General features: G+C 41.1%; 9 protein-coding genes and 1 pseudogene. 6 read left to right on the forward strand and 4 right to left on the reverse strand.

Translation table 11 applies throughout. The annotated features are described in order from the left end of the window. Nucleotides 1-11 precede the first annotated feature (11 nt). Genes HCN54_RS17385 through HCN54_RS17400 form a run of 4 tightly spaced genes read left to right on the forward strand, consistent with a single transcriptional unit; the run spans nt 12 to nt 6,352 of the window. The gene (locus HCN54_RS17385; RefSeq protein ID WP_167598798.1) at nt 12-1,736 is read left to right on the forward strand and encodes a DUF885 domain-containing protein; all 1,725 of its coding nucleotides are present in this window, start codon (nt 12-14) and stop codon (nt 1,734-1,736) included. Nucleotides 1,737-1,760: 24 nt separating this feature from the next. Continuing rightward, a complete protein-coding gene (locus HCN54_RS17390) occupies nt 1,761-2,768 on the forward strand; it encodes a 4-hydroxyproline epimerase (protein WP_167596063.1) in 1,008 nt (335 codons plus the stop codon). Nucleotides 2,769-2,822: 54 nt separating this feature from the next. After that, on the forward strand, nt 2,823-5,099 hold the full coding sequence (locus HCN54_RS17395; RefSeq protein WP_167596064.1) for a S9 family peptidase: 2,277 nt from the start codon (nt 2,823-2,825) through the stop codon (nt 5,097-5,099). Nucleotides 5,100-5,101: 2 nt separating this feature from the next. Continuing rightward, a complete protein-coding gene (locus HCN54_RS17400; protein ID WP_167596065.1) occupies nt 5,102-6,352 on the forward strand; it encodes an NAD(P)/FAD-dependent oxidoreductase in 1,251 nt (416 codons plus the stop codon). Between the two features lie 89 nt (nt 6,353-6,441). On the opposite strand, the gene HCN54_RS17405 is transcribed toward HCN54_RS17400, so the two are convergent. From HCN54_RS17405 to HCN54_RS17420, 4 genes are all read right to left on the reverse strand, one after another. Continuing rightward, on the reverse strand, nt 6,442-7,542 hold the full coding sequence (locus HCN54_RS17405; RefSeq protein ID WP_167596066.1) for a DUF4407 domain-containing protein: 1,101 nt from the start codon (nt 7,540-7,542) through the stop codon (nt 6,442-6,444). Nucleotides 7,543-7,702: 160 nt separating this feature from the next. Further along, the gene (locus tag HCN54_RS17410) at nt 7,703-9,538 is read right to left on the reverse strand and encodes a M56 family metallopeptidase (protein ID WP_167596067.1); all 1,836 of its coding nucleotides are present in this window, start codon (nt 9,536-9,538) and stop codon (nt 7,703-7,705) included. Continuing rightward, the gene (locus HCN54_RS17415; RefSeq protein ID WP_167596068.1) at nt 9,538-9,906 is read right to left on the reverse strand and encodes a BlaI/MecI/CopY family transcriptional regulator; all 369 of its coding nucleotides are present in this window, start codon (nt 9,904-9,906) and stop codon (nt 9,538-9,540) included. The genes HCN54_RS17410 and HCN54_RS17415 overlap by 1 nt, the downstream gene beginning before the upstream one ends. A gap of 185 nt (nt 9,907-10,091) precedes the next feature. Beyond that, nucleotides 10,092-11,336 carry a DoxX family protein gene (locus HCN54_RS17420; RefSeq protein ID WP_167596069.1) on the reverse strand — a complete coding sequence of 415 codons (1,245 nt, stop codon included), beginning with the start codon at nt 11,334-11,336 and terminating at the stop codon, nt 10,092-10,094. A 133-nt stretch (nt 11,337-11,469) separates the two neighbouring features. Between HCN54_RS17420 and HCN54_RS17425 the strand changes: the two genes are divergently transcribed. After that, nucleotides 11,470-12,051 carry a PhnA domain-containing protein gene (locus HCN54_RS17425; RefSeq protein WP_167596070.1) on the forward strand — a complete coding sequence of 194 codons (582 nt, stop codon included), beginning with the start codon at nt 11,470-11,472 and terminating at the stop codon, nt 12,049-12,051. A 125-nt stretch (nt 12,052-12,176) separates the two neighbouring features. Next, a pseudogene (locus HCN54_RS17675) lies at nt 12,177-12,359 on the forward strand (DUF1206 domain-containing protein); the annotation flags it as partial. Between the last annotated feature and the right edge of the window lie 62 nt (nt 12,360-12,421).

Consider the following 12,421-nt stretch of genomic DNA (forward strand, 5'->3'; position numbering starts at 1 on the left):
TAATTAAACGTATGAGACACTATTTACTTCTTTTTATTATTTCAAGTTTAACTCTTTCAGTTTCAGCTCAGGATGCTGTTTCCCTAGACAGCATCATCGCTGAGTATCAAAATCAGCGTGATTATAACTGGCGCGATTATCCTTTGGGACGTTATGATGAGGAACTGCCCAAAGCACGGGCAGAAACTGCTCAAGATTTATTAAAAAAGCTAGACGGTGTAGAGACTTCTGAGTTAAATGACAGCGAGCTCATATCCTACAAACTGCTGAATTTTGTCTTGCAGGATCGCGTAGATCACTACAAGTATAAGATGTATCTCAATCCTTTACAGGCCGATCAGGGATTTCACTTAAATCTCAATTATCAGGTGCGCCCTATCAACAGCTATCAGCAGGCTGTGGGTTATTTAAACCGGTTGAAAGCCATTCCTTATTTTACAGAAAGTCAATTTGCGCTGATGCGAAAAGGCTTAAAAGAAGGCATCAATCAGCCTAAGATTATTTTCAACGGCTACGAGTCTACCTACAATACGCATATTGTTGAAGATCCTACCGAAAGCTATTTTTACTCGCCGTTTTTAGCCTTGCCGGAAAGTATTTCCGAAGCGCGAAAAGATTCGCTTTTAAATGCGGCGCAGCAAGTGATTGCAGATAGTGTGGTACCGAGTTTCAAAAAGATCAAAACCTTTTTTGAAACCGAATATTTACCGCAAACCCGAGACCAAATTGGTGTTTCTTCACGTCCCGGCGGAAAGGAATTCTATCAAAACCGAATCGATTTTTACACAACCTCAAAAGACTATACCGCAGAATCTATTCACGAATTAGGCTTGAAAGAAGTTGCGCGCATCAAAGCTGAGATGGAAAAGATTATCAAAGAAGTAGATTTTGAAGGTTCGTTTGCAGACTTCTTAGCGTTTCTACGCAACGACGATCAATTTTTTGTAACAACAGGTGATGCGTTGTTGATGCACGCCAGAGATATTGCCAAGCGGGTAGATAATGAATTACCCGCATTTTTCTCCAAGTTACCCAGACAACCTTACGGAGTGATCAAAGTACCTGACGCCATCGCTCCAAAATACACCGGCGGAAGATATTCTGGCAGTAGTATAAACGGTACGCAAGCGGGGCATTATTTGGTAAATACTTACAAGTTAGACAGTCGTACATTGTACACGCTTCCGGCATTAACGGCGCATGAGGCAGCACCGGGACATCATATTCAAGGAGCGCTTAATCAGGAGTTGAGTGATAGTATTCCGCAGTTTAGACGCAATTTATACTTATCTGCTTACGGTGAAGGTTGGGGCTTATACGCTGAATATCTCGCTGATGAGATGGGGATTTATCGCACGCCTTATGAGAAATTTGGGCAGCTTACTTACGAGATGTGGCGGGCTTGCCTCTTGGTGGTAGACACGGGGATTCACGCTATGGGTTGGTCGCGCCAAGAGGTGGTAGATTATATGTCGCAAAATACCGCGCTTTCGATCCACGAGATCAATACGGAGACTGATCGTTATATCGGTTGGCCGGGGCAGGCGTTGAGTTATAAAATAGGCGAACTCAAAATACGCGAGCTACGCGAAAAAGCAAAAAACGAATTGGGAGAAGACTTTGATATACGTGCTTTTCACGAAGTGATTTTGGGTGAAGGTACGGTGACTTTACCCATTTTAGAAGAACAGGTTAATGCGTACATAAGCAAAGCAAAAGAAGCATTAGCAAAATAGAACATATAATACGTGAATTAAAGAATGGCTGTACACACTTTTGAATGTATAGATGCGCACACTTGTGGTAACCCTGTGCGTGTGGTAAAAACGGGTGGTCCTGCGTTAGCGGGTAAAACCATGAGCGAAAAACGCCAGCATTTTCTGAAAGAATATGACTGGATTCGCACCGGATTAATGTTTGAGCCGCGTGGTCACGATATGATGAGCGGGAGTATTTTGTTTCCGCCGCACGACCCGGAAAATGACTTTGCGATTCTGTTTATTGAAACCAGTGGCTGCCTTCCTATGTGCGGGCACGGCACCATAGGAACCATTACCATCGCCATTGAAGAAGGTCTTGTCATCCCTAAAACTCCCGGTAAAATCAGAATGGAAGCTCCTGCCGGATTGGTAGAGATTGAATATCAACAAACCGGTAAAAAGGTAGATTGGGTAAAACTGACCAATGTGAAAAGTTATCTGGCTGCGCGTGATTTGACGATAGATTGTGATGAGCTGGGCACCTTAAAATTTGATGTTTCTTACGGTGGGAACTATTATGCGATTGTAGATCCACAGGAGAATTTTAGTGGTGTACACGATTATAATGCTTCTAAGATCATTAGCCTGAGCAAGATTTTACGGGAAAAGATTAATGCAAAATACAAAGATCATTTTGTGCATCCTGAAAATGAAACCATACGCGACGTAAGCCACATGTTATGGACGGGTAATCCCCTAGATGCTACGTCATCAGGTCGCAATGCAGTTTTTTATGGAGATAAAGCCATCGATCGTTCGCCTTGCGGAACGGGAACTTCAGCGCGTATCGCACAATTGCATGCCAAAGGAATTATTCAGCCGCATACCGATTTTATTCACGAGAGTTTTATAGGTTCAAAATTTACAGGTCGGGTAGAAGAAGTCACCCGAGTAGGGGATTTTGAAGCAGTGATCCCGAGTATAAAAGGTTGGGCAAGAGTTTATGGTCACAATACGATGACTATTGATACTGAAGACCCTTACGCATTCGGTTTTCAAGTGTTGTAAGGGTACTAAATCAGAATATTAAATCTTATGGCGTTGCCAACAAATATGTAGCTTATGAAGTTTGTAAAATTCAGTTTATTCTTTGTTGTTGGGCTGTTGTTCAGCAGTTTTTCTGGTGTTGCGCAAGAGCAAATGACTTTAGCAGATTATGAGCAAGCAACTAGCTATACTTATGGTAATCTATGGAATAAACGAGTTTTTAATTTAAGCACTACCGTTCACGAATTTGAAGATCATTCGGGGATTTGGTTTGTGAACTATACCGAAGCAGGTAAGGAATATAAAACGCTTTCTTTCAAAGATTCAGAAGTTAAACCGCTTTTTGATCAATCAAAATTAGCAGAAGCTTTAAGTGAAATCTTAAATAAGAAACAGGATGCAGCTCAGCTTTCGGTTTCAAAAATTGAAAAGACAAATACTGGCCGAAGCTTTGATTTTGAAAATACACGCTTCACCTGGGATGGAACATCTTTAGAGGAAAGTAAAGAAAAAACTTCTAAAAATTCTCGTGATTGGCGCAATCAAATGGAGTCCACTTCGCCAGATGAAAAGTGGATCGCCTTTACCCGAGATCATAATTTATTTATTCGTGATGCTCAAACAGATGAGGAAATTCAGTTAACAACCGATGGTCAAAAAGGTTATGATTATGCGAGTAGTATTGGCTGGTTTGACATCATAGAAGGCGAAGGAACCGAGCGTCCCAAACACTTTGGCGTGCAATGGTCGCCAGACTCTAAGTATTTAGTGACACAAGTGGTAGACACGCGCAATGCAGAAAAAATGTATCTGCTGGATTACAGCATAGACAGTTTATACAAACCCAAATTATTAAGTTACTACCGCGGTTCTCCGGGAGACACGACGATGGTGACGTATAAACCGGTATTTTTTGATGTAGAAAGCCAAAAACAACTGGCAATCGATCTTCCTAAAAAAGTACACGTCAATGGGATTTGGTTGAAATTTCAAGATAAGGAGCCGCATAAAATGATCGCTTCCTATCGTTCACGCGGTTACAAAGAGCAGTTTTTAAAAGTGGTTGATCTTGATGAAGAAACCGTGCAGCCGCTTTATGAGGAATCTACCCAAACCAGTATTGATAATTTCAACTATCGCGAGATCGAAGGCTGGGATGATCTGGTGGTCCTTTCTGAACGTAGTGGATGGAAGCAGTTGTATTTAGTCAATAAAAATAGCGGGGAAATCACGCCGTTGACTAATGGTGAGTTTGTAGTAAACGACATTGTACACATCGATGAAAAGGACAAAGTGATTTACTGCTCCGCTTCGGGTGTTGATGCAACGATGAATCCGTACCATCAGAAATTGTATCGGGTTTCTCTAAAAGGAAAAATAAACGAACTAACCCCTGAAAATGCAAATCACGAGATCACATTTTTTGAGGATGCTGATTATTTTGTAGACGCGATCTCAGAGGTAGATCAACCTACAAAAACGGTATTGCGCAGCAAAAAGAATGGAAAGATCACGGCGACCCTAACTACAGCCAATACAGCACAAATTGAAGCGGAAGGCTGGCAGATGCCCGAAGTATTTACACTAACCGGTAAAGATGACAAAACACCTATTTATGGCGCCTTTTGGAAGCCGGTAAACTTCGACAGTTCAAAAAAATATCCGGTTATCGATGCGACTTATACCGGCCCACATACACAGCGTTTCCCCAAAAGTTTCAGTCAGGCGTTGAGCAATCAGGCGATGGCCAATTTAGGATTTATCGTGGTGGCTATTGATGGTCTGGGAACTGCCGGAAGGTCTAAAGCTTTTCGGGATGTTTCTTATATGAATATGGGAGATAACCTGCGCGATCACGTGAACGCGATTAAGTATTTGGGTGAAAAGTACGCCTATGTAGATGCTGAGCGTGTGGGGATTTTTGGGCATTCTGCAGGTGGTTTTGATGCGGCGCATGCGGTATTGGCTTTTCCTGATTTTTATAAAGTGGCAGTGGCGAGTAGCGGGGATCACGATTTTAGAATGGAAAAAGCCTGGTGGCCGGAGATGTATATGGGCTATCCTGTTGATGAGCGCTACGAGGAAGTGTCAAACATCACCATGGCGCCTAATTTAGAAGGCAAGTTATTGCTGGTTCATGGCGGGATCGACGATAACGTAAATCCTTCAGCGACGTTTAAATTGGCTGAAGCCTTGATCAAAGCCGATAAGCAATTTGATATGTTGATCATCCCGAGTCAGCGACACGGCTATACCGGGAAATACAATACTTATTTTCAGAAAAAAAGATGGAATTATTTCATCGAGAACTTACTAGACAAACAAACCCTTTGGGACTTTAATCTGGACTAATTATGAGCAAAAAATGTGTAATTATTGGAGGTGGAATTATAGGCTTATCTTCGGCTTATTATCTTCGAAAAGCGGGACACGAAGTAACGGTGATCGACCAAGGAAGTATGGATTCTGGCGCGTCGTACGTGAATGCAGGATATCTAACACCTAGCCATATTATTCCGTTAGCAGCTCCCGGTGTGATGCAACAAGGCATCAAATGGATGTTCAGCAGTAAGAGTCCATTGTATATTAAACCGCGCTTAAACGCCGATTTTCTCAAGTGGACGATGGCGTTCAACAATTCGTGTTCAGAAGAAAACGTTACTAAAGCCATTCCGGCGATTCGAGATATCAATTTGTTGTCCCGCGACTTGTATTCAGATATTAAAGAAGAAGAACATTTCAATTTTCAGCTTAAGAAAGACGGTTTGCTTATGCTGTGTAAAACCGAACATATGCTTGAGGAAGAGGCACACGTTTTGGCTTTAGCCAATAAAGAAGGTTTGCCGGCCCGTATGCTTTCAGCGGAAGAAGTTCAGCAAAAAATGCCTAATGCCAAATTAGATATCAAAGGTGCGGCGTTTTATGAATGTGATCATCATACCACTCCGGGCGAATTTATGGAAGAGTTTAAAACCCTTTTACAAGCCAAAGGGATCCAGTTTTTTAAGAACGAAAAAGTAACCGATTTTGATACATCAAGCGGTACCCTTTCTAATGTGAAAACCGCATCAGGTAAGACTTTTGTTGCTGACGAGGTTATTCTGGCTACAGGTGCCTGGACCGGCGAGTTGAATAAAAAATTAGGATTAAAAATCTTAATGCAGGCGGGTAAAGGCTACCGTATCAATTCTGAAAATGAAACCGGAATCACCTTACCGTCTATCTTGTGTGAAGCGAAAGTTGCGGTAACGCCTATGAATGGTTTTACACGTTTTGCGGGCACCATGGAAATCGCCGGAATCAATCATAATATTAATAGAGCTCGTGTTGAAGCGATCGCCGAGGCGGTGCCGCGGTATTTTAATAATGTGGTGATCTCTGAGCAGGAAAAAGACGAAGCCCAATGCGGTTTGAGACCGGTAACTCCAGATGGTTTGCCGTACATTGGCAGACCTTCAAAATGGAAAAACTTAACCATAGCAGCAGGTCACGCAATGATGGGATGGAGTTTAGGTCCGGGAACCGGGCTCTTAGTTTCAGAAATCATTGATGGTAAAAAAGCTTCTTTAGATTTAAGCGTTTACAATCCTGATCGTAAATTTTAAGTTGTGAAATTTGGGTAAAATAGAAAGCCTTCTCCAAAAGAGAAGGCTTTTTCATTAGGACTGTTAGAGTTTTTTTTTCAAGTAGTTTACTAAAGTAATTTACTCTGCCGCTTGTAAAAAGCATCTTGTTGCTTCTGCATCAGATCTCGAGCCATTTTCTTCTTGTAGTTGTAGAGTTCGTCTTCCTCAGTAAGGTCGCCGTAAACTTTATCATTAATCACGTTGTCTGCATCAATAAGGTTTTTACGCTGATTGGCTTTTTGCGTCGTCCACGATTTGAGTTCGCCTTCAGCATCTGCAAGTTTAAGATCGTATTCTCCTTTTGGAGAAATAAGCTTGGCAAAAATCGGTGTGGTTTCAATGGCTAGAAACAGTAAAAAGATGAAAAATGATGGGAGCCAAGGCAAGGTTTCTAAAGCGTCAATACGCGCCATTAAACCGTCAAAATTATCAATGATGGGCTGGGTTTCGGTTACTCGGGTTTCGTAATCAGCAGCTAGGTTGTCTTTCTCCAGTTCGAGTGCAGCGACCTTTTCAGCATTGGTTTGCTTCAACTGTTGCAGTTCTGCCAGAGCGGCATCGTGTTTTTCTCGTTTTTCCTGATAAACCGGACCTTTACCTAGTTTTCCGGTACCGGAAGTACCTTCGGCTTCGGTAATGTAAATGTCATAAAGCGCATTTACTTCCGATTCTTTGGTAGTGACTTCGCTTTTTAATTGTTCAATTTCGGTATCTAATGCAGCAACGGCCGGAGTAAATTGATCGGCGATCTGATTTTGATTGGCGAGGGTTAGATCGTTTTTCTGTTCTAACAACACACGATCAATTTCCTTCTCAAAAATTTTAAGCTCGAGCGGTTTTGAAATTACTACTGCGATAATCACAGCAAGAATCAATCGCGGCAAGGCTTGGAGAAATTCGTCTAAGAAATTATCCCGTTTTTTAATGGTGGAAACAATAAAGCGGTCCAAATTGAAAATGAGTAATCCCCAGACAAAGCCGAAACCTATCGCCATTGGGATCGAGTCAAAAACGGTATATAACGCATAGCCCGAAGCGATGAACGCCATTAGCGCAGTGAAAAATACGGTAGCGCCAATACCGGTATATTTATTTTGCTCGCCGGGAGCACAAGAATCTAGAAGCACATGGTCTGCTCCTGAGCAAAGAATAAAGAATTTTTTAAGCATGATATGATGATTGATGAGTGTTAAAAGTCGCGATTAGTAATTAAAATTCAAAGCAAATGGTGAAATGCTAAAACGTTGAAACGAAGGAAAGTATTGTGATAAAAAAAACTTACCCCTAGACGAGGTAAGTTTTTGATGCGACTGCGATGTGTTGAGCGCTTTAATTCTTGTCTTTGATGATCAATAAATGACTACCCTTGTTAGAATTGAACATTAAGTTATAAGCATCACTGTTCTCAATAAGTTCCTGAGCTTTTTCAGCCGAAATCTTTTTGTCGTTATAGTAAATGTTGTCTTTCGCTAAGCGTACCATTTCTTTAGGTGCAGGCGGTGGAGGTGGTGGTGCAGGAAGACCTTGTACGGTTACCTCTTCAAGACTAGAATTAGTTGCAGGCGGTGGTGGAGGCGCAGGAATAGAACCTGACTTTGGTGGTGCAGGTGCCGGTGGCGGCGGTGGCGGAACCAAACCTTTTGGATTGGCCTTATATAATGCAGTTGTTTCAAAAGCTTCTTGTAGTTTTTGCCAAAGATTAGCTGCAGGATTTGATGTTCTCACGTGTACGCTATAATTTTTCTTTTCGCTCAAGGTCCAGTTTTTACTCAAGGCATCAAGATCGTTTGCAAAAGTTTCAACGGTGGTTTCCTTTCCATTTAGATAAACATCAGAGCCTGTAACGGTGATGTTAAGGACTTTTTCAGTTTGAGCTAAATATGCTTTTATTGCCTCTTGCGAAGGTGGATTTTGAACTTGTTTATGGTCTTCATAATAAGACTGCGTCATTAGATTAACTTGGTAATAATGCGCGCCGTAATTTTTTGCATTTTTCTCAAGCTTGCTTATAAAATAATGACTGTACGCTTCAGCACTTTTTAAATCAGCATTTTTAATGCGTTTTCCGTCAACCCAAACACCGTATTGCGAAGCGTCTTTCCATTTATTTAGGTGAGAAGATGTAGGAGCTTTCTTTTCAAGGATGTGGTAGGTTGGATTTTTAGAAATGGCATCGAGGTCAGCTTGGGTGATGACTTTAGGCTTGTCGCTTTTGAAGAATGTGTCTGTTGATGTTGCAGAGGTTTGATCATTCTGATCTGTCACCTTTTCCGGTTCTTGCAGGTTTGCAGGCTTTGCCACAATTTCCTGATTAAAGAAATAGATGCAAAGCGCAAGAACGGGCACAAAGAGTGCGATACGGGCGGTCAGCTTTTTGACCGAACGGGTTTTTGATAACATAAGAATTCGTTTTTTAGTTAATGAATAATTGATCGGGCTACTTAACGCGGTGTGATGAGCACCTCCCGAATAGTTAAATAAAAGATTGGTATAATTAGTAAGATTATTATTTTGGTGTAAAGCAGCTTGATCAGCCAGAAATTCGTGATTGAGCGCCACACTTTTTTTGAGTAATATCAGTGCCGGATTGAACCAAAACACGACCTGAAGAAATTCGATAAGAAGAATATCCCAACTGTGTTTTTGAATCACGTGAGCTTGCTCGTGTTGTAAGACTTCGGCAGGAAGCGTGTTGTTTTTAAAGTCGGTCTTCGGTAGAAAAATATACTTTAGAAACGAATGCGGAACCACTTGTTCTAGCAGTAATACATTGATGTGTGAAGAAGCTTTGATGTGGTCGTTATGGCGCACCTTTTCGCGCAAGCGCAACAGATTACGCAAAAACCGGAAACCCAAAAGCAGCACACCTGCACCATAAACGAGTGCTAAACTAAGGAGTGGCCAATTTGTTGATTGGGCAGTTCGTGTGGTAATTGGAGCTTCTGTAAAAGCAGCCGGTTCAAAATGGGTCTCGGCGGCTACGGGTTGCGGTGCAACTTCCACTGTATAACTAAAACTGACCAAGGGTAATGCGATGGCTACAGCCAAAATTCCCAGTAAATAGAAGCGTTTAAAGTGGTGCGCAGCGGTTTGCTCTAGAGCTACTTTATAAAAGCCCCAAAAAACCAGAAGGCACAAGATAGATTTGATGAGGTAGGCTGCCATTACTTTTGAGATTTTAAGCGTTCATCAATCAGTTTTTTAAGTTCTTCTAATTCTTGCTGCGTCAAATCGGTTTCTTGTGTGAAGAATGAAGCAAACTGAGCGGCAGAGTCGTTGAAGAAATTTTTGATCATTCCATTGACTTGCTTTGAGAAATACTTGTTTTTCTTCACCAGCGGAAAATATTCTCGCGATCTCCCGTATTGCACATAATCTATAAAACCTTTGTCTTGCATTCGTTTGAGCAAGGTGGCCACAGTGGTAGTTGCTGGTTTTGGTTCGGGGTAGGCTTCTATGAGTTCCTTCATAAAGGCTTTATCCAATTTCCATAAAATTTGCATCAATTGTTCTTCGGCATTAGAAAGACTCATAGCTTCTACATTTTTAGAATATGTTCTACAAATGTAGAAATAAATTTTAATTCTACAAGTGTAGAGTAAAATATTTTATTGATTTACAGGGTTTTTACTTCTTGAAATTCGCAGAAGCTTAGGAAGTACAGGGGCTTGAATGCCAGAAAAGACTGATTTTATTTTGCCATTCTTAACGTAAGGGTTTAACGATTAAACGGATATTCATTGATCCAATGAAATCCGCGATTGGGTAACAGCATCTCATTTAGATCTTTTGCTTTCATCTGAATATCCAGAGAATCACGACCTAACTTTCCTTTTATATTTAAGCGATCATCATCTCGCGTAAAGGAGAAATTATCGTGCTGTTCATAATCATAGTTGTAGATTGATAGTTTTGATTGGCTGGTGTCAATTTCAAGATTTAGCCATTTTACTTCATTATTCATATACAGAATACTGCAGCGATTTTTATAATCAATGACAAAATACCGCCAGCGAGCATCATTTGTAATTAAGGGAGCCACCAGACTGTCATTGACTTTCATTTGCTGCACTTCCCAAATTCCGTAAAGTGGAGGTTTGGCTCGTTTATCGCCAAAACTACGTTCATTGGTATATCCCTGCCAAACCGAAACTCCTATAAACAAAATAACACTCGCGAGTTTAAGACCAGTTTTAATCTTTTGATACCGCTTATTTTTGATGGGATCATATTCAATAATACTAGAGGTGGCTTTGTTACGAAAGAACAGGTTATAAAGTCTTTTTCGGTCTGTGGCAATCAGAATAATAGCGATGGCTAAAAGATGCATAGAAAATAATTTTACCGGAATATCATAAGTGAAATTCATCACTACGACGTGACTCATCACTCCGGCGACAAGCAAAGCTCCTAATGTTGTAGTTCTTCGCCATATTAACAGTAAACCGCCTATAACTTCAAGCAATCCGGTGTATAGATTATAGGCTTCGCTAAAACCCATATACGTCCAAGCAAGTCCCATAGGTGAAAAACTGCCCAGTGGCTGTAATAACCGGATGAGGGATGGTTCTGGAAATTGAGTTTTGTAAACTTTTGCAAACCCGTAACTCAATAGCATCATCGCTAAAAAAATGCGTAATATGACCAGAAACCAGTAGAAAAGAGCATTGTAAGACGCTCGTTTTCGATCAGCTAGCGTCCATATAATTGTACCCAATAGCGTGATTAAAAAGTTTACAAATAAAAGCACATAAGCATAAGTAGAGTCGCCGCTACCTGTGGCAAAAAACTGTAATTCTTTTTCTACACCAAGGATGAGGTGACCTGCTAAACGCACTAGTGGTTCTGCAGGCTGAGACAAAAACTGTAAGAGAATGTAAGTTGTGAAATACAATAAAAGGAAGCGGACAAGTAATTTTTCAGAAGTATTCCAGTGAGGATGATATGCTCTAGCAAAATTCATAAAGTAATGATTTGATTGATGATAAGTTAATTTAAGACTTCTAGGTTAAAGACCAGTTCTCTTTTTTAGCGTTGCAAAGGGTAAAAATTTAGAAGAAACCTAACTTTACACCTCAATCAACAACAGTAGAATTATGAGCCTAGAACAAGACTTAAGAGACCGTAGTGGTAATGTATGTGAATTGAGTGGAAGCACCGAGGATCTTGATATTTATGCGGTTCCTAATTCGCCTGATCTACCCGAGGTGGAAACCCATATTTTTATTTCAGAAACCTGTCGCATGCAGCTTGAAGATAAAGCCGCAATAGACCCCAATCATTGGCGCTGTTTAAACGACAGTATGTGGAGCACGGTTCCGGCGGTACAAGTCGTAGCTTATCGTATGCTACACCAACTAAGAGCCGAAGGTTGGCCGCAAGATTTGCTAGATATGATGTATATGGAAGAAAGCGTAAAAGATTGGGCAAAAGCCGGAATTGCTGATGAAACGGAAACCAAAGGTTTGGTGCATCGCGACAGTAATGGTGTTGTTCTGGAAGCAGGCGATTCTGTGGTGTTGATTAAAGATCTTAAGGTGAAAGGCAGCAGTATGGTGGCTAAACAAGGTACCGCTGTACGCAGAATTTCTCTAGATCACGAAAATGAAAAATACATTGAAGGTAAAGTTGACGGACAGCAAATCGTCTTGGTGACAGATTATGTAAAGAAGATTTAGCACTTCGTTTAGTTTATTATAACATCGGGTTGGGAGCAGATATTGACGACAATCAATAGTTTGGCGGTAACTAACTAATTTCCAAATCGATGAATAATAAAAAAGAAAAACTTGCCCGAGCGGGGATGGTAGCAAAGGGTGCGGTGTATGCACTAATAGGTGTTTTAACTGCAATGGCCGCGTTTAATTTAGGCGGTTCTAAAAGTGGCAGTGATAATGCATTACAATTTCTTGCGGGGCAACCTTTTGGTCAGGTTTTATTGGGCGCTTTGGCGATTGGTTTATTTGGCTACGCGTTCTATCGTATTTATGAGGCGGTCAATGGTCCCGGAGCATCTTGGAGTGAAGCCAAAGGTTTTGTAAAACGCGC

The organism is Leeuwenhoekiella sp. ZYFB001, assembly GCF_011784865.1.
GTDB classification, from domain to species: domain Bacteria; phylum Bacteroidota; class Bacteroidia; order Flavobacteriales; family Flavobacteriaceae; genus Leeuwenhoekiella; species Leeuwenhoekiella palythoae.

Bases quoted from the DNA above. Each gene is read 5' to 3' on its own strand.
- HCN54_RS17385 (WP_167598798.1), top strand. From the start codon at position 12: ATGAGACACTATTTACTTCTTTTTATTATTTCAAGTTTAACTCTTTCA.
- HCN54_RS17390 (WP_167596063.1), top strand. From the start codon at position 1,761: ATGGCTGTACACACTTTTGAATGTATAGATGCGCACACTTGTGGTAAC.
- HCN54_RS17395 (WP_167596064.1), top strand. From the start codon at position 2,823: ATGAAGTTTGTAAAATTCAGTTTATTCTTTGTTGTTGGGCTGTTGTTC.
- HCN54_RS17400 (WP_167596065.1), top strand. From the start codon at position 5,102: ATGAGCAAAAAATGTGTAATTATTGGAGGTGGAATTATAGGCTTATCT.
- HCN54_RS17405 (WP_167596066.1), bottom strand. From the start codon at position 7,542: ATGCTTAAAAAATTCTTTATTCTTTGCTCAGGAGCAGACCATGTGCTT.
- HCN54_RS17410 (WP_167596067.1), bottom strand. From the start codon at position 9,538: ATGGCAGCCTACCTCATCAAATCTATCTTGTGCCTTCTGGTTTTTTGG.
- HCN54_RS17415 (WP_167596068.1), bottom strand. From the start codon at position 9,906: ATGAGTCTTTCTAATGCCGAAGAACAATTGATGCAAATTTTATGGAAA.
- HCN54_RS17420 (WP_167596069.1), bottom strand. From the start codon at position 11,336: ATGAATTTTGCTAGAGCATATCATCCTCACTGGAATACTTCTGAAAAA.
- HCN54_RS17425 (WP_167596070.1), top strand. From the start codon at position 11,470: ATGAGCCTAGAACAAGACTTAAGAGACCGTAGTGGTAATGTATGTGAA.